The organism is Stenotrophomonas sp. CCNWLW162, from assembly GCF_037203745.1.
Lineage (GTDB): Bacteria > Pseudomonadota > Gammaproteobacteria > Xanthomonadales > Xanthomonadaceae > Stenotrophomonas > Stenotrophomonas maltophilia_AQ.
This window is the reverse complement of record NZ_JBBCBL010000001.1, coordinates 611,055-628,303: the sequence shown is the minus strand read 5'-3', so window position 1 is coordinate 628,303 and position 17,249 is coordinate 611,055. Positions and strand designations below refer to the sequence as shown.

Here is a 17,249-nt window from a genome sequence, read left to right as displayed (position 1 = left end):
CCGGAACGAGAGTTGATGAGCAGGCTGTTCAGAAGCGTCGAGGGCGGGGAGCTGTTCCCCAACGGAAGCGTGGTCTGTATCGGTGCATTCGACGGCCTCCATCTGGGCCATCGTGCGCTGGTCCGCCACGCGGTTGCCCGCGCGCGCGCCTTGGGCGTGGCCGCGGTTGCCGTGGCGTTCGAGCCGTTGCCGCGTGAATTCTTCGCCCAGGGCACGCCGCCGCCGCGGCTGACCCTGGCGCGCAGCAAGGTCGAGATCCTGCGCGAGCTCGGCGTCGATGCGATCGGCCTGCTGCGTTTCGACGCAGCGATGGCGGCGATGCCGGCCGAGACGTTCGTGCGCCAGCTGCTGGTCAATCGCCTGAGTGCGCGTGAGGTCTGGATCGGTCCGGAGTTCTGTTTCGGCAACCGCCGTCGCGGCGACCTGGCCCTGCTGCAGAAGCTCGGCGCCGAGCTCGGTTTCAGCGCTGGCGAGATCGAAGCGGTCGACCTGCATGGCGAGCGCATTTCCAGCACCCGCATCCGCCAGCTGCTGCAGGACGGCGACTTCGCCCGTGCGGGCGACCTGCTCGGCCGCCCGTATGCGATCAGCGGCCGGGTGGTGCGTGGGCGCCAGCTTGGCCGTACGCTGGGCTTCCCCACTGCCAACCTGCGTTTCCCGAAGACCCCGGCGTTGTCGGGCATCTACGCAACCTGGGTGCACGGCGTGTTCGACCAGCCGTGGCCTTCGGTATCCAGCTTCGGCACGCGGCCGACAGTGGAGGGTGTGGAGCCGTTGCTGGAAGCCCACCTGTTCGATTTCCAGGGCGATCTGTACGGGCGCCACATCGAAGTCGAATTCGTCGCCAAGCTGCGCGACGAAGAAAAATTCAATGATCTGGCGGCGCTGACCGACCAGATGCACCGTGACGCCGAACAGGCGCGCGCCATCCTTTCCGAACATAGATTGCGAGCCACTGCGTGAGCCAGGACTACAAGACCACCCTGAACCTGCCAGCCACCGAATTCCCGATGCGCGGCGACCTGCCCAAGCGCGAGCCGGGCATTCTGGCGCGGTGGGAAGAGCAGGGGCTCTACCAGCAGCTGCGCGACAACGCCGCCGGCCGCCCGCTGTTCGTGCTGCACGACGGCCCGCCGTACGCCAACGGCCGCATCCACCTGGGCCACGCGGTCAACAAGATCCTGAAGGACATCATCGTCAAGTCGCGCTACCTGGCCGGCTTCGATGCGCCCTACGTGCCGGGTTGGGACTGCCACGGCCTGCCGATCGAGATCGCGGTCGAGAAGAAGTGGGGCAAGGTCGGCACCAAGCTCGACGCCGTCGAGTTCCGGCAGAAGTGCCGTGAGTTCGCCGAAGAGCAGATCAACATCCAGCGCGTGGACTTCAAGCGCCTGGGCGTGACCGGTGACTGGGACAACCCGTACAAGACCCTGAGCTTCGACTTCGAAGCCAACGAGATCCGTGCGCTGGCCAAGGTCGTGGCCAACGGCCACCTGCTGCGTGGTGCGAAGCCGGTGTACTGGTGCTTCGACTGTGGCTCGGCGCTGGCCGAGGCCGAGATCGAGTACCAGGAAAAGGAATCGCCGGCGATCGACGTGGCCTACACCGCGCGCGACGCGCAGGCCATCGGCCAGGCGTTCGGCGTGAGCGTGCCGGCCGATGTCGAAGTGGCTGTGCCGATCTGGACCACCACGCCGTGGACGCTGCCGGCTTCGCTGGCCGTTTCGCTGGGCGCGGACATCCGCTACGTGCTGGCCGAAGGCCCGGCCAACAACGGCAAGCGCCGCTGGCTGGTGCTGGCTGCCGCCCTGGCCGAGCGCGCACTGCAGCGCTACGGCGTGGAAGCGGTGGTGCTGCACGGTGAGGCGGACGGTTCGGCGCTGGAAAACCAGCTGCTGGCGCACCCGTTCTACCCGGAGCGCGGGATCCTGGTGCTCAACGGCGAGCATGTGTCCGATGAGGACGGTACCGGTGCGGTGCACACCGCCCCCGGCCACGGCCAGGAAGATTACGTGGTCAGCCAGAAGTACGGCCTGCTGGACAAGTACAACGCCGGCCAGGTGACCCCGATCGATGGCCGTGGCGTGTACCTGGAATCGACCCCGCCGGCCGGTGACGTGGTGCTGGCCGGCCAGCACCTGTGGAAGGCGCAGGAGGCCATCGTCGGCGTGCTGCGCGACAACGGCGCGCTGCTGGCCTTCCACCCGATCCGCCACAGCTACCCGCATTGCTGGCGCCACAAGACGCCGGTGGTGTTCCGCGCCACCCCGCAGTGGTTCATCTCGATGGACAAGGCCAACCTGCGCAACGATGCGCTGGCCGCCATCGACAACGTGGGCTGGTTCCCGAGCTGGGGCAAGGCACGCATCCAGAGCATGGTCGATGGCCGCCCGGACTGGACCATCTCGCGCCAGCGCACTTGGGGCGTGCCGATCGCACTGTTCACTCATCGCCAGACCGGCGAGATCCACCCGCGTTCGGTGGAGCTGATGCAGCAGGTCGCCGACCGCGTCGAAGCCGAGGGCATCGACGTGTGGTATTCGCTGGATGCCGCCGAACTGCTGGGCGCTGAAGCGGCCGACTACGAGAAGGTCACCGACATCCTCGATGTCTGGTTCGACTCGGGCGTGACCCATGAAGGCGTGCTTGCGGCGCGTGGCTTCGGCAAGCCGGCCGACCTGTACCTTGAAGGTTCCGACCAGCACCGCGGCTGGTTCCAGTCCTCGCTGCTGACCGGCGTGGCGATCGACAAACGCGCGCCGTACAAGCAGTGCCTGACCCACGGCTTCACCGTGGACGAGCACGGCCGCAAGATGTCCAAGTCGCTGGGCAACGGCATCGAGCCGCAGGACATCATGAACAAGCTGGGCGCGGACATCCTGCGCCTGTGGATCGCCTCGGCCGACTACAGCAACGAGATGTCGCTGTCGCAGGAAATCCTCAAGCGCAACGCCGACGCCTACCGCCGCCTGCGCAACACCGCGCGCTTCCTGCTCGGCAACCTGGACGGTTTCGATCCGGCCCAGCACCTGCAACCGCTGGACCAGATGGTCGCGCTGGACCGCTGGATCGTGCATCGCGCGTGGGAGCTGCAGGAGAAGATCAAGGCGGCCTACGACGGCTACAACATGGCCGAGATCGTGCAGCTGCTGCTGAACTTCTGCAGCGTGGACCTGGGCTCGCTGTACCTGGACGTGACCAAGGATCGCCTGTACACGATGCCGACCGATTCCAGCGGTCGCCGTTCGGCACAGAGCGCGATGTACCACATCGCCGAAGCATTCACCCGCTGGGTCGCGCCGATCCTGACCTTCACCGCCGACGAGCTGTGGGGCTACCTGCCGGGCGAACGCGCCGAGCATGTGCTGTTCACCACCTGGTACGACGGCCTGGCGCCGCTGCCGGCCGATGCCCAGCTCAACGCCGCCGACTTCGACCAGCTGCTGGCCGTGCGCGAGCAGGTGGCCAAGGTGCTCGAGCCGATGCGTGCCAACGGCGCCATCGGTGCCGCGCTGGAAGCGGAGATCACCATCGCCGCCAGCGAAGAGCAGGCCGCGCGCTGGCAGCCGCTGGCCGATGAACTGCGTTTCCTGTTCATCAGCGGCGACGTGCAGGTGCGCCCGGCAACCACCGACGAGGTATTCGTCAGTGCCCAGCCGACCACCAAGGCCAAGTGCGTGCGCTGCTGGCACCACCGCGCCGACGTCGGCAGCAACGCCGACCATCCGGAACTGTGCGGCCGCTGCGTGAGCAACATCACCGGCGCCGGTGAAGTGCGGAGCTGGTTCTGATGGCCGCGCCCCGTCCGCATCCGAACGCCCTGGTCTGGCTGCTGCTGTCGGCGGCCATCATCGGCCTGGACCAGTGGTCCAAGGCGTGGGTCCTGTCGAGCCTGCCGGAGTTCCAGCCGGTGGTGGTCATCGACGGCTTCTGGAACTGGTACCGCACCTACAACACCGGTGCGGCGTTCAGTTTCCTGAGCGACGCCGGTGGCTGGCAGAAGCACTTCTTCACCGTGCTGGCGATCGCCATCAGTGGCCTGATGGCCTGGTGGCTGCGCGGCACCGCCCGTGGCAACTGGAAGGCGGCGGTGCCGTATGCGCTGATCATCGGCGGCGCCATCGGAAACGTGATCGACCGCCAGGTGCACGGCCACGTGGTCGATTTCATCCAGTGGTACGTGGGCAGCTACACCTGGCCCTCGTTCAACATCGCCGATTCGGCCATCGTGGTCGGTGCCGTCGGCATCGCCCTGTTCGGCCTGTTCGACGGCAAGTCCGCCAAAAAGGCGGATAATGCCAATCCGAAACCGTAAGCCGGCCGCTGCCGGGAGACTGAACTGATGGATGTGCTGCTCGCCAACCCGCGTGGATTCTGTGCCGGCGTCGATCGTGCGATCGAGATCGTCAAGCGCGCGATCGAAACGCTGGGCGCGCCCATCTATGTCCGCCATGAGGTGGTGCACAACCGCTTCGTGGTCGATGACCTGAAGCAGCGCGGCGCGATCTTCGTCGAGGAACTGGATGAAGTGCCGGACAACAACACGGTCATCTTCAGTGCGCACGGCGTGTCCCAGGCCGTGCGCCAGGAAGCCGAACGCCGTGGCCTGAAGGTGTTCGACGCCACCTGCCCGCTGGTGACGAAGGTCCACTTCGAAGTTGCCCGCCACTGCCGTGCTGGCCGTGACGTGGTGCTGATCGGCCACGCCGGTCACCCCGAAGTGGAAGGCACCATGGGCCAGTGGAACCGCGAAGCCGGTACCGGCCAGATCTATCTGGTGGAAGACGTGGAGCAGGTTGCCACGCTGCAGATCAAGCAGCCGGAAAACTTCGCCTACACCACCCAGACCACGTTGTCGGTGGACGACACGCGCGGCATCATCGATGCGCTGCGCGAGCGCTTCCCGGCAATGCAAGGGCCGAAGAACGACGATATCTGCTACGCCACCCAGAACCGCCAGGATGCCGTGCGCGACCTGGCCAAGCGCTGCGATCTGGTGCTGGTGGTCGGTTCGCCGAACAGCTCCAACTCCAACCGCCTGAGTGAGCTGGCCCGCCGCGAAGGCGTGGAGTCGTACCTGATCGACGGTGCGCACGAGATCGACCCGGCGTGGGTGGTGGGCAAGCAGCACATCGGCGTGACCGCTGGTGCCTCGGCGCCGCAGGTGCTGGTCGATGGCGTGCTGGCGCGGCTGGCCGAGCTGGGTGCCAACGGCGTCGGTGAGCTGGATGGCGAGCCGGAATCGATGGTGTTCGCACTGCCGAAGGAACTGCGCCTGCGCCTGGTCGACTGACCGGGCCTGACTCTGGTGGGTGCGAACCTTGGTTCGCACTGCCGGATGGCGTTTTGCCACATCAGGCCGGAGCGCCACCGACCATGACCTTCGGCCATGGGGCCGCGCACTCGACAGGCCTAGCATCAAAGGTTCTACCGCTGCTGGAACCTGCCCGATGAAGACCCGTGCCCTGGTGATGTCCGTGCTGTTCGCGCTGGCCGCCACGCCTGCGCTGGCGCAGACCTCGCCACAGGCGAACGCGGCGGCCCCCGGCCTGCTGCGCATCGATGTGGACGCGCGCGATCTGGCCCGGCGCATCTTCAAGGTGACTGCCACGGTGCCGGCCAAGCCCGGCCCGATGACCCTGCTGTACCCGCAGTGGATTCCAGGCAACCATTCGCCGACCGGCCCGATCGACAAGCTGGCCGGCCTGCGTGTGACTGCCAACGGCAAGCCGCTGGCCTGGCAGCGCGACCAGTTCAACGTCTATGCGTTCAAGGTGAACGTGCCCGAGGGCGTGAGCGAGATTGTCGCCCACTTCGATTTCCTGTCCTCGCAGGGCGGCAGCCAGGGCCGGGTGGTGATGACCCCGGAAATGCTCAACCTGCAGTGGAACGCCAACTCGCTGTATCCGGCCGGTGTCGATGCGCGGCAGCTGCAGGCGCAGGCCAGCGTGACCCTGCCCAAGGGCTGGTCGTTCGCCACCGCGTTGGAGACCGCGCGCCGCGACGGTGACACCGTGGTGTTCAAGCCGATCTCCTATGACCACCTGGTCGATTCGCCGCTGTTTGCCGGCGAGCACCACCAGCGCATCGACCTCGACCCCGGCGCGAAGGTGCCGGTGCATCTGAACGTGTTCGCCGACGACGCCAAGTCGCTGAAGCCGACCGACGAACAGATCAAGCTGCACCGCGCGCTGGTGCAGCAGGCCGACAAGCTCTATGGCGCGCGCCATTACAACCACTACGAGTTCCTGCTGGCGTTGACCGACCGCCTCGGCGGCATCGGTCTGGAACACCACCGTTCCAGCGAAAACAGCGCCGAGCCGGGCTACTTCACCGAGTGGGAAAAGAGCGCGTGGATGCGCGATCTGCTGCCGCACGAATACACCCACTCCTGGAACGGCAAGTACCGCCGCGGCGCGGACCTGGCCACTGCCAACTTCAACGTACCGATGGGCGACAGCCTGCTGTGGGTGTATGAGGGGCAGACCCAGTTCTGGGGACAGGTGCTGGCCGCACGCTCGGGGCTGTGGTCCACCGACCAGGCACGCGACATGCTGGCCAACGTGGCCGCGACCTACGACCGTGGCCGTCCGGGCCTGGCCTGGCGCCCGCTGCAGGACACCACCAACGACCCGACCATTGCTCAGCGCCGTACGCTGCCTTATCGCAACTACCAGATGAGCGAGGACTACTACTCCGGCGGCCAGATGCTGTGGCTGGAAGTGGAGGGCAAGCTGCGCGAACTGAGTGGCAACCGGCGCAGCCTGGACGACTTCGCACGTGCTTTTTTCGGCGTCGGTAATGGCGATTGGGACGTCAATCCGTACACCTTCGATGATGTGGTCGCGACTTTGAATGGCATCGCGCCGTACGACTGGGCCACGTTCCTGCGCGGGCGCCTGGACGGCCATGGTTCGTTGACCGGCGGCCTGGAACTGGCGGGCTGGAAGCTGGTTTACCGCGATACCCCGAACGATGCCTACAAGGCGCAGGAGAAGCGCGCCAAGGCGGCGCTGCTTGCGTATTCGCTGGGTGCCGCCGTGCTCGACAACGGCACGGTCGGTGACGTGATCTGGGACAGCCCGGCGTTCAACGCCGGTCTTGCACCCGGCATGAAGGTGATCGCGGTTGGTGGCCGCGAATACAGCAGCCAGCGCTTGAAGGATGCAGTGGCGGCCGCAGCAAAGGACAAGGCGCCGATCGTGTTGCTGGTGAAGCAGTTCGATCGCATCGAAACGATGAGCATCGCCTACCACGGTGGCCTGCAGTACCCGGTGCTGGAGCGCATTGCCGGCAAGCCTGACCGCCTCGCAGAGCTGTGGAAGGCGCGATGAAACCGCGCGCCCGCGATGGTCTGATCCTGCTGATGGCGATCCTCGCCATCATCGGCGTGTTCCTGCACGGTGACGGGCGCTGGCTGCACTGGCTGGCCAAGCCGGCCACCACGCTGCTGATCGCTGCCATCGCCTGGCGCGTGCACGATCCCGCACAGCCGTTCTACCGCCGCGCGGTGCTGGCCGGCATGCTGCTCTCGTGCGTGGGCGATATCGCGCTGATGCTGCCGATGGACGCGTTCGTGCCGGGGCTGGTCGCGTTCCTGCTGGCGCACCTCTGCTACATCGTCGCCTTCCGCGATGGCCTGCGTGCCGGGCGTGGGCTGGTCGGCGCCAGCGTGCTGCTCGGTGCGTTCGCTGTACTCAATGTATTTGGCCTGTGGCCGCACCTGCCCGCACCGATGCGTATTCCGGTGCTGGCCTACGTGGTGGTGCTGGCCTCGATGGCGGTGCTGGCGCTGGCACGGCAGTGGCGCAGCCCGCAGCCCGATGCCGTGGAAGCCCGCAGCGCGCGTTGGGCGGCCGCCGGTGCGCTGCTGTTCGTCGCCAGCGATTCCCTGCTGGCCTGGGACCGCTTCGCCGGTGGCCTGCCGCTGGCCAGCCTGCTGGTGTTGTCCACGTACTACGGCGCGCAGTACGCCATCGCGCGCTCGGTGAAGTAGCAGAAAGGGGACGGAGGGGATTAAGTCGTATGTGGCATCAGGTCGTATGCGACTTAATCCCCTCCGTCCCCTTTTTTTGCGTCGGCTACCGGCGGCTCACACCGCGCAGGGCACCCTGCGCATCGAACTGCAGGCGCACCGATTCGCGGTCTCCGGCGATTTCATCCGGCAGCCACACCAGCTTGCCCGCCTTGCGTACGACCACGTAGACATGGCCGACTTCGGAGGCTGGGTTCTGCAATGCGTTGCGTTTTTCCTGAAGCGCCTGGGCTACGCGTGGCACCGCATCGAAATCGATGTGGGCCAATGGCGCGCTGCTGCGCTGCAGGCTGATGGTCGGCGCGAACTGCTGCGGGTTGACCGGGTTGCCCTTGCGCCACTGGCCGCGTTCGAAATGGTAGCTGTCGACGTGGGTTGGCTGTTGGGGGTCGACCAGATCGAGGTTGATGCGCCCGTCGTCGTAGAAGTGGATGCTGTGGAACACGGTCAATCGCTGTCCGGCCAGCGCCGGCAGCTGCTCCAGCGCCTGGCGTGCGGCCTGCAGGTAGTCTGCATCGAACAGACGGTTGCTGCGTTCGGGAATGGAAATCGGCCGTGAATCGGGAATCGGCGCAAGCGATGCGGGATTCTCGCGCGACGGCTGCGTACCGGTGGGGGCTGGCAACCGGTCGCGCTGCACCGAATACCCCAGCGTTTCGCTGATCGTCTGCAATCCGCCGCCAGCAACGGCCACGCCCGCCAGTACCAGCAGCACCAGCGAGAACACCAGTCGGGTGGGGGGAGGCTGTTTCATACCTCCTCCATGCGTACGTTTCCACGATCATCCGGGTCGTACAGCAGCGTCACGTGCTCGCGCGGGATGTTGGCCAGTTCGATCAGCGGGATGAAGCGACGCACGCTGGCCTGCCGCACAGCGCCTTCGCGGTCGGTGTACTCCAGCTGGAATTCCACCTGCGGCTGTTCGTTGAGATAGGTGCCGGTCTGGCGCACCTTCAGCACCCTGGCCTCCACACCGATGCCACGGTACTTCAGCGCATCGCCACGTGCATCGGCGTGCAGCAGTCGGCCGAGCAGGCGCAGGCCCAGTGCGTAGCCGCACAGCACCAGCGGGCACACCAGCAACGGATGGCCGAACGACAGGAAGGTCCAGCCCAGGCCTTCGCTCTGCAGCCGGTAGGTGAATACATAGGCACTGGCAACCACCACGATGGCGATGCCACCGCCGATCCCACGCCGCCACAGGCTGGCAACATCCAGCTCGGGATGGGCGCCGTCGAGCACCACGTTGGGGAATTCGCCTGGCGTGCGGCTCAGGCGTGCATCGAGGTGATTGCCGACGACGAAGCGCTGCAGCTGGGGTTTGCTGTCGACCACCAGCATCTGCTCGCTGATCGGCGTGCCGGACAGGTTCTGGAAGGCCAACTGCAGCTTCCACTGCGCGAAGCCACGCACATGCACGCCGGTCTGTTCGGCCTGCTTGATCAGTGTAGTGCGTGGCTCACCGTTGGCGAGGATCGAGCGCACCCGATGCAGGGCACGTGGTGGGCCGAGCAGCAGGTAGTGCAGGAAGGCGAGCAGCAGGACCAGCCACAAGGCCAGCGACAACGCCAGCAGCAGCACTGCCAGCCACGGTGCACTGCGATCAGCCAGCGCCACCGGCCATGACGTGCCGAAATAGAGGATGCAAGGAAAAGGCAACGCGAAGAACAGCAGGAACGCGCCCCAGAACCAGAGATAGGCCTTCATGGGGTGGAGGTGGCAGACCGGTGGAGCAGGGCGCGTAGGTTACTACGCTTCAGCGGAATTGCAGGGTCAGCAGATAGTATTGGCCGAGTGGGTCGTCCAGCCCCGGCATCTGTCCGCCGTTGCCGACCAGATAGTTCACCGGCTGCGTGTCGAGCACGTTGTGCACATCCACCGCGGCGACAATGCGGGGGCCCAGCCGGCGTGCGAGGTGCAGGTTCCAGCGAAGCTGCCGCGGGTTCATGCAGTGGCTCAGTTCGATCTGCTCCTGCGGGCACTCGGCACCGGGCAGCCACGCACGCGTGCGTCCGGTCTGGTTGCCACGCAGCGCGATATCCCAATTGCTGTTCTGCCATTGCACGTTCAGTACGGCGGCGATCTCCGGCGTCACATGGCCGCGCAGGTCCACCGCAGGCTCATGGTCGCGGCGACGACGCAGTTCCTGCTGCTTCAATGCATCGAGCGAGAACAGCCACTGGCCGTTGCTGCCGGCATCGATACGGTACTCGCCGCGCAGCACCCAGTTGCGGGACGTGGTGCGCCCGATGTTGTCGAAGGACAGGCGCAGGCTGCGCAGCTGGCCGTCTTCGTCCAGCTGCCAGGTGCTGCGGTTCCAGACTGCGTCGGATGGCTGCAGGGCCAGGATCTCGTTGCGCAGCTCGACGATGTTGTGGGTCAGCGACAGTGAGAAGGTGTCGTTGGGTGTCCAGGTGGCGGCCAGCGAATGACTGCGCGAGCGCTCGGCTTTCAGCGCGTCGTTCTCCACCACCTCGGCGGTGACGCTGCAACGACCATCACTGATGGTCATCGCGCATTCCGGCAGCGCGCTGGAGGCGGGCAGCGTGATCGAGCCGAAGTAGCCGGGCGGTCGCCGCTGTTCAAACAGGCTGGGAGCGCGATAGCCGCGTCCGCTGGCCAGCAGGAATGACCACTGCGGCGTCGGGCTCCAGCGCAGGCCGGCCCGGGGCGAGAACGCCATGAAACCGCCATCACGATCCCAGCGAGCGGCCAGATCCGCGCGCAGCGTGGGCGCAAGCGGCAGGCCGAGCTCGGCGTAGACGCCGCTGCTCTGCCGCGACAGGCGACGTTGCTGCTGTGGCAGCCCCAATGCGAGGTCACCCTGGCTGAGCAGCGCGTCGGGACGCGATGTCCAGCGCTCATGGCGCAGGTCGATGCCGGTGGCCAGCTGCGCAGGGCCACCGGGCAGCGGCATCAGTTCGCGCTGCATACCCCACCAGCCCTGCCATTGTTCGGTACTGCCGCGGTTGCGGATCGATGGGAACAATGTCTCTGCTTCGGCGGCAGGTGGTGCGTCGAAGCCGGGCAGGAACCGTCGCGACTGCGTGGCTTCCAGCAGCCGGGTCGCACGTACGGTGCCTGCGGTGGACAGCGTGACTCCGCTGCGTTGGCCGCTGATTCCCGCTTCCCAGCTGCGCCGGCCCTGGTCGCGGCCGATGCCGAAGGTGACATCCGTATCGGTGGCGCGAACGCTGGGGCGCACATTGCCGGCTTCATGCATGACGCTGTTGAAGGTGATTCCGCGCGCGACCACGGCGATGGCGGTTGGACCCAGGTCGAAGCGCTGCCGGTTGTGGCTGGCGCGTGCTTCGACATAGGCATAGCGTCCTTCACCGCGTTCGTGCCGGTAATGCAGGTAGGCCGATGCGGTATCCGAGGCCGGTTGCAGCGAGCGCGGGCGGGCACTGTCGAACCAGCAGCCATCCTCGCGGCGCTTCAACGGGGGCTCGCAGCGCCGGGCCGGCACGTACCAGTTGCCGAAGATCGCGCCGATCGGATACAGCGAGGTTTCCGCATGCCAGTCGCGGCGATCACCGGCCACATGTTCGACACGATGCAGGTCAAGGCCCGCAAACCAGCGGTCGCCGTTCTCGCGCAGGCTACCGGTGGCTGCCTGCACCCGGTACTGCCCGGCATCGCCGCGGCTGCTGAGCCCGGTCTGCAGCATGGCTTCGGGACCATCGGCCTGGTCGCGCAGGATGATGTTGACCACGCCGGACATCGCGTCGGCACCGTAGATGGCGGAGGCACCACCGCGGACCAGTTCGATGCGATCGACGAAGCTCAGCGGAATGCCGCCCAGATCGGTCAGTCCGCCTTGTTCCAGCGACACCATTGGATAGCGGGGCAGGCGCCGGCCATTGACCAGGAACAGCGTCGCTCGCGGTCCCATGCCGTCGAGACTGGTTGTCGCGGCCGCTCCTACTGGCAGGTACTGCGAATCGCCGCTGCGCGAGGTGCTCATGGCCGGATGGCCGTTCATGCCCGGCAGGTGCCGCAACAGGTCGAACAGGTTGCCGTAGCCGCTGCGCAGGATGTCGTCGCGGTCGATGGTGGTGACCGGCAGCGTTGTCTGCACCGAGGTGCGCGGCAGGCGGCTGCCGGTGACGTGGATCGGTGCCAGTTCCACCTGCGGTGCTGCATCGGGCGCGTTGGGCACGGTGCGTATGGCGTGGGCCGCTGCCGGGGCTTTCGATACCTTGGCCGGTAGTTCGGCGTGAACGCGGCGGATGACAAAGGCGCCTGAGGATGTGCGCAGGATGTTCACCGGCAGGCCGCCGACCAGCTGTTTCAGCGCGGTTGCCGTATCACGCTGGCCATGGCTACCGTTGGTGCGCAGCCCCTCCAGCTCACGTGCGTCGAACAGCAGGGCGGTACCGCTCTGCCGTGCCCATTGCTGCAACGCCGGGACCAATGGTCCGGCGCCCACATCGATCTCCAGCGTGCCGGCAGGCTCGCTGGCATCGGCCACCGGTAATGCCGCTATACCCACTGCCAGATAAAGCAAGGCGCGGAGCAGCCCCCACTGCAGCGCACCCGGACCTGCCTTCACTGCCGGCCTCCTCAGTACGTGCGGCGCAGTTCCAGCGCGCCATCCTGGCGCGTCTGGCCAGCAACGGACCAGCCCAGTTCCAGTGCGGACAGCAGCTCCTGTGCATCCCCCGCGCGGAACGTGCCACTTACCGCCAGATCGGCGATCTCCGGATCGGCGATCACCAGCGGCGTGCGGCCATAGCGGTTCATGCGCTCGACCACGATGGACAGTGGCGTGGCATCAAAGACCAGTTGCCCGTGCAGCCACCCTTCGGCGGCCGCGTTGGATGACAGCGCCGGGCCAGGCTGGATGCGCCCGGAGGGCAGCACCTGCAGCTGCTGGCCAGGTGCCAGCATGTGCTGGGCCGTGCCGCTGCTGACTTCCACTGCGCCCTCCAGCAGTGCGACCTCGACCAGGCCATCGTGCAGGCGCTCGACCTGGAAGGTGGTGCCGATGTCGCGGATCGTGCTGTTGCCAGCCTGCAGCCGCAGTGCCTTGCTCGATGGCGCCACCTGCAGCTGCAGGCGTCCGCGCTCCAGATCCAGTTCGCGATGTCGCCAGCCAAAGCTGGCGCGCAGCGTGGTGCCAGCATCAAGCGTGGCCACGCTGCCATCGGCCAGGGTCAACTGGCGCGGCAGGCGGGTGTCATTGGCGTACAGCTGCGGTGTCGGATTGCCATCCACCGCAACCATCCAGCCGATGCCGATGGCCAGGCAGATGCCGGCGGCCGCGGCCAGGCCGGGCAGCAGGCGACGGCGGGCAGGTCGCGCGGCGCGCGCTGCGGCGGTCCGCAACCAGGGGTCGGTGGCCAGCCCTTCGCCCTGCTGGAACAGGGTCTCGGCCTGTACCCAGGCTTTGACATGGGCAGGGTCCTCAGCCAGCCAGTCTTCGAACGCTTCACGCTCGTCCGCTGTGCAGTCCGGGGCTTCCAGCCGCGCCACCCAGGTGCTGGCGCGTTCGAACACCGAGGCGTCTTCCATGTGCCGGTGGCGGCTCATTCAGCGTCCCTGTCGTTGTGCAGTGGATCCGGCCCCAGTTCCTGGCGCAGGCCCTGCAGGGCGCGGGCAATATGTTTTTCCACGGTCTTGGCAGTGATTCCACAGTGCCGCGCAATCTGTGTATAGCTCATGCCGGTGATCCGGTTGAGCAGGTACACCTCGCGCGCGCGCTCGGGCAGTTTGAACAGGGCCTGCCGCAGCAGGGAAAGCATCTGCCCGGACTCGGCCTGGCGCAATGGATCGGGCGAGGTACTGGAAGGCTCGTCGCTGCCATCGTGCTCGGCCAGCGGCAGGTGCGGCCGCGACTGCGGCGAACGGCCGCGGTCTGCCAGGCGGTTGCGGGCGATACGATACAGCAGCAGGCGCAGTTCGTCCGGGCCCTGCGCGCGATAGCGGATCAACCGCTCCATGCAGTCCTGTGCGATGTCCTCCGCATCTTCCGGCCCGACCCCTCGCGTGCGCAGGAACGCGCACAGCGGCGCGCGTTCTTCGCGTACGAACGCGATGAAGGCATCCGCAGGCGCGGGCAGCTGCGGCGCGCGATGGAGCAGGGGGGACGGGGTGGACAGGGCAGGCCTCGCGTGTCGGTGGCAGATGCGTCATCGAGTTTTACGCGACGATGACCGGATGGGGAAGAGTGTGCATCGATCGAATTCTCATTGTGAATATATTCATCTTTCGGCGCCGGATCCACTGGGGGAGATCGCCCCGCTGCGGCGTTGATCGTTCTACCCGCGTGTTGCGGGTGGAGAGAGAACACATGAAGTATTCGAAGTTGAGCCTGGCCCTGGCCGGGCTGATGGGTGTCGCCACCATGTCCGTGGCTGATGACGTCATGGCAATGAATTATCACGTGCTGGGCGATCGCATCTTCCTGAGTGGCGATGTGACCTACGCCGACGTGGTGTCCCTGCCGGCACTGCTGGCCAAAGCGCAGGCCGAAGGCCGGCCGATCCGCGAAGTGGTATTGCGCACCTCCAATGGTGGCGCGTTGATCGCCGGCGAGTGGCTGCAGGGAGTGATCCGCACATCCGGCCTCAACACCATCGTGTCCGGCAACTGCATTTCATCCTGCTCGATCATGCAGTCCGGTGGTGTCGAGCGCTATCTGGCCGGCGACCTGCCGATCATCGACTCGGTGCAGATCCACGCGGCCAGCAGCGGTGGCAAGGTGATCTACACGCCGTCGCCGCGCATGACCCAGATCTACACCGGCAACTATGGCGGCGGCATGGATGCCGGCCTGCTGCACAAGGCCATGTATGAAGTGGTACAGCCGAACGGGCTGCTGGTGTTCCGCGATCCAGCCCGCAGCACGGGGGCCTCCATCACCTTTGATCCGGATGGCAGCGGCAGCAAGCTGGAATCATTCCCGGGCCAGGACATCTACAGCAACAGGATCATCACCGCCAACGGGTACCGCGATCCGGGCGACACGTTGAATGTGAGCGCGAACGTGAGCGGCGATATCAATCCAGGCTACCTGCGTACCGGACGCCAGCTGCAGGCCTTCGTCGATGATGATTTCGCGCGCTGGAATACCGACTGGCAATCCACCTACATCAACCTTGCGCAGAGCATCTACAACGCCTCGAGCCGCGGCCCGCAGGGCATCGGCCCGCTGTCGGTGCAGGGTTACCTGAATGACCCGGATATCCAGGACCTGCTGCTGTCCAAACTGCGTCTGGCGGATCTGGATGCCTCTACGCTGGACAACGCCATGGGTGTGATCCGCGTGACCAATGGCGCCACCTGGCGCACGTCCGCTACCACGGGTGCGGACTTCATGCTGGTGGACAACGGCACCATCGCCCTGGAAGGCGGTGCCCTGCGCGCCTCGGAAGTGCGCGTGCTCGGGGCTGGCATGCTGGTTGGCCACGGCGACGTTGCCGGCACGGCGATGGATCTCAATGCACTGGGCGAAGGCACTGGCCCTTCCTACCGTGAAGACGGCTTCAATCGCCTGCGCGTGTTCGGCACACTGATGCCGCGCGGTGGCGATCTGGTCACCCATGGCTACGTCAATATCATGCCGGGCGGCAAGGTGCTGTTCGATGTGACCGAGGGCGGCGGCACGGCCACTGGCCGCCTGCGCGTGGGCACCTTCTTCGATGACGAACAGACCGACGGCGCGCTGGTGATCTCCAAGGGCGCCTTCCTCGAACTGAACGTGGCACAGGGCTACTACGGCCAGGACTTCCGTCGCGATCTGGTGGAAGGACCGATCTACCAAGGTGGTTTCGAAGAAGCCGTGCGCTTGGGGGATACCGGCTACAGTGCCAGCATCACTGGTGGTGATGTGTTCCGCCCGCGCCACAACTCGCTGTTGAGCTTCAATGTGAAGCAGACCGCCGATGGTCTGTGGTTGACCGCCAACCCCGGCTTCGACCAGGTGGGTCTGTTCGCCAACGGCACTTCGGGCGATGGCCTGGGCCGCGCATTGGCAACCGCCTCCGATCGCCAGGACAAAGGCCTGAAGTCGCTGCTCGGTGCACTGCAGTTCGCTGATCGCGACGTAATCGCACAGCAGGCCGGAGCCCTGCGCGGTGATGCGCACGCCAGCCTGCGCCTGGCCGACACTGCGCTGGTGGGCAGCATCGGCAACGTCGTGCAGCAGCACCAGGCCGCGATGCGCAGCGGCGGGGACGCCGACGGCCTGGCTTCGCAGGCCGCGCAGTCGGTCTCATCTCAACCGGGCATGCGCCATGGCAGCCTGTTCAACCAGCTCGCCATGCATCTGGTCGAGCCGGCGTCGGGCAGCGCTGCGGGCAGCGGTGATGCTGGACGCAACCATGGCATCTGGGCCCGCGGTTTCGCCAGCCATGGCCGCATCGATGCCGACGGTGGCGTGGCGGGGCTCAGCCACAACATCGGCGGCATCGTGATCGGTGCCGACACCCGCGTGGCCGATGACCGCGTTACCCTCGGCGTCAGCGTGGCAGCGGCCGACATGTCGACCAAGGCCATTGACGGCTCCGGGTTCACCGGCGATGTGCGCGCGCTGGACGTGGGCGGCTACCTGGATGCGACCTACTCGCGGGGCTACCTGTCGGCAGCGGTGCGCTACACCGACCTGCGCCACGATACCCGCCGCAGCATCGGCGGTATCGATGGCCTGCAGCAGCCACTGCGCGCCAGGTACAGCAACGATGCGATCTCCGCACGGGCGGAGCACGCGTTCTCCTTCACCACCGGCAAGGGACTGGTGATCCAGCCGTTGCTGCCGGTGGTGGATTACGCGCGCACCTCGGCCACCCGCTTCAATGAAGGCCAGGGCGCGGGTGCCTTGGTGGGTCGCAGCGGCAGCCTGGAGAGCATCCGCGTGGGCGCAGGCCTGCAGCTGTTCAAGACCTTCGAGGGCAACAACGGCGAGCGCATCACGCCGCGCGCCCGCGTGGTCTGGCAGAAGGAACTGGGCGACTCGCAGGCCCGTTACAGCACCGGCTTCGCCGCTGCACCTGATCTGGTGTTCGGTGCAAGCAGCCAGGCCGTGGGCGAGCAGGTGCTGGCCTGGAACCTGGGTGTGACCAGCCGGGCCAGCGAGCGTCTCTCGATCATGGCCGATTATGTAGGCGAGCGCCGCGACGGGCAGATCCAGAATGGCGTGATGCTGGGGCTGGGCTACAAGTTCTAAGCGGTACACGGCACCGGCGATGTGGACATCGCTGGTGCCGTCCCC

Annotated in this window: 12 protein-coding genes; 7 read left to right on the top strand and 5 right to left on the bottom strand. The window is 66.5% G+C overall.

Features of this window, described 5'->3' with window-relative positions; all coding sequences use genetic code 11:
• Positions 1-15 precede the first annotated feature (15 nt).
• The 6 genes from V9K93_RS03000 (at position 16) to V9K93_RS02975 (ending at position 7,996) form a co-directional block, all read left to right on the top strand.
• Positions 16-963: a bifunctional riboflavin kinase/FAD synthetase gene (locus V9K93_RS03000; protein ID WP_046983302.1), complete on the top strand. Its 948-nt coding sequence runs from the start codon at positions 16-18 to the stop codon at positions 961-963.
• Positions 960-3,791 carry an isoleucine--tRNA ligase gene (ileS, locus tag V9K93_RS02995; RefSeq protein WP_046983301.1) on the top strand — a complete coding sequence of 944 codons (2,832 nt, stop codon included), beginning with the start codon at positions 960-962 and terminating at the stop codon, positions 3,789-3,791. The genes V9K93_RS03000 and ileS overlap by 4 nt, the downstream gene beginning before the upstream one ends.
• Complete coding sequence (gene lspA / locus V9K93_RS02990; RefSeq protein WP_046983300.1) at positions 3,791-4,315, top strand: signal peptidase II; 525 nt, start codon at positions 3,791-3,793, stop codon at positions 4,313-4,315. The genes ileS and lspA overlap by 1 nt, the downstream gene beginning before the upstream one ends.
• 27 nt (positions 4,316-4,342) lie before the next feature.
• Entirely contained in the window at positions 4,343-5,293 is a 951-nt protein-coding gene (gene ispH, locus V9K93_RS02985; RefSeq protein WP_004148461.1) for a 4-hydroxy-3-methylbut-2-enyl diphosphate reductase, read from the top strand.
• Between the two features lie 157 nt (positions 5,294-5,450).
• Positions 5,451-7,334: a M61 family metallopeptidase gene (locus V9K93_RS02980; protein ID WP_337302067.1), complete on the top strand. Its 1,884-nt coding sequence runs from the start codon at positions 5,451-5,453 to the stop codon at positions 7,332-7,334.
• Complete coding sequence (locus V9K93_RS02975) at positions 7,331-7,996, top strand: lysoplasmalogenase (RefSeq protein WP_337302066.1); 666 nt, start codon at positions 7,331-7,333, stop codon at positions 7,994-7,996. The genes V9K93_RS02980 and V9K93_RS02975 overlap by 4 nt, the downstream gene beginning before the upstream one ends.
• Before the next feature lie 85 nt (positions 7,997-8,081).
• Here V9K93_RS02975 and V9K93_RS02970 read toward each other — a convergent pair whose 3' ends face one another.
• The 5 genes from V9K93_RS02970 to V9K93_RS02950 are packed head-to-tail and all read right to left on the bottom strand — an operon-like array spanning position 8,082 to position 14,100.
• Complete coding sequence (locus V9K93_RS02970) at positions 8,082-8,789, bottom strand: hypothetical protein (RefSeq protein WP_337302065.1); 708 nt, start codon at positions 8,787-8,789, stop codon at positions 8,082-8,084.
• Positions 8,786-9,742 (bottom strand): hypothetical protein, encoded by a 957-nt coding sequence (locus V9K93_RS02965; RefSeq protein ID WP_337302064.1) that lies wholly within the window; start codon positions 9,740-9,742, stop codon positions 8,786-8,788. The genes V9K93_RS02970 and V9K93_RS02965 overlap by 4 nt, the downstream gene beginning before the upstream one ends.
• 49 nt (positions 9,743-9,791) lie before the next feature.
• Positions 9,792-12,590 carry a TonB-dependent receptor plug domain-containing protein gene (locus tag V9K93_RS02960; protein WP_337302063.1) on the bottom strand — a complete coding sequence of 933 codons (2,799 nt, stop codon included), beginning with the start codon at positions 12,588-12,590 and terminating at the stop codon, positions 9,792-9,794.
• Positions 12,591-12,601: 11 nt separating this feature from the next.
• The gene (locus V9K93_RS02955) at positions 12,602-13,570 is read right to left on the bottom strand and encodes a FecR family protein (RefSeq protein ID WP_337302062.1); all 969 of its coding nucleotides are present in this window, start codon (positions 13,568-13,570) and stop codon (positions 12,602-12,604) included.
• The gene (locus V9K93_RS02950; RefSeq protein ID WP_136638348.1) at positions 13,567-14,100 is read right to left on the bottom strand and encodes an RNA polymerase sigma factor; all 534 of its coding nucleotides are present in this window, start codon (positions 14,098-14,100) and stop codon (positions 13,567-13,569) included. The genes V9K93_RS02955 and V9K93_RS02950 overlap by 4 nt, the downstream gene beginning before the upstream one ends.
• A gap of 230 nt (positions 14,101-14,330) precedes the next feature.
• Between V9K93_RS02950 and V9K93_RS02945 the strand changes: the two genes are divergently transcribed.
• A complete protein-coding gene (locus tag V9K93_RS02945) occupies positions 14,331-17,204 on the top strand; it encodes an autotransporter outer membrane beta-barrel domain-containing protein (protein ID WP_337302061.1) in 2,874 nt (957 codons plus the stop codon).
• The last annotated feature ends 45 nt before the right edge of the window (positions 17,205-17,249 follow it).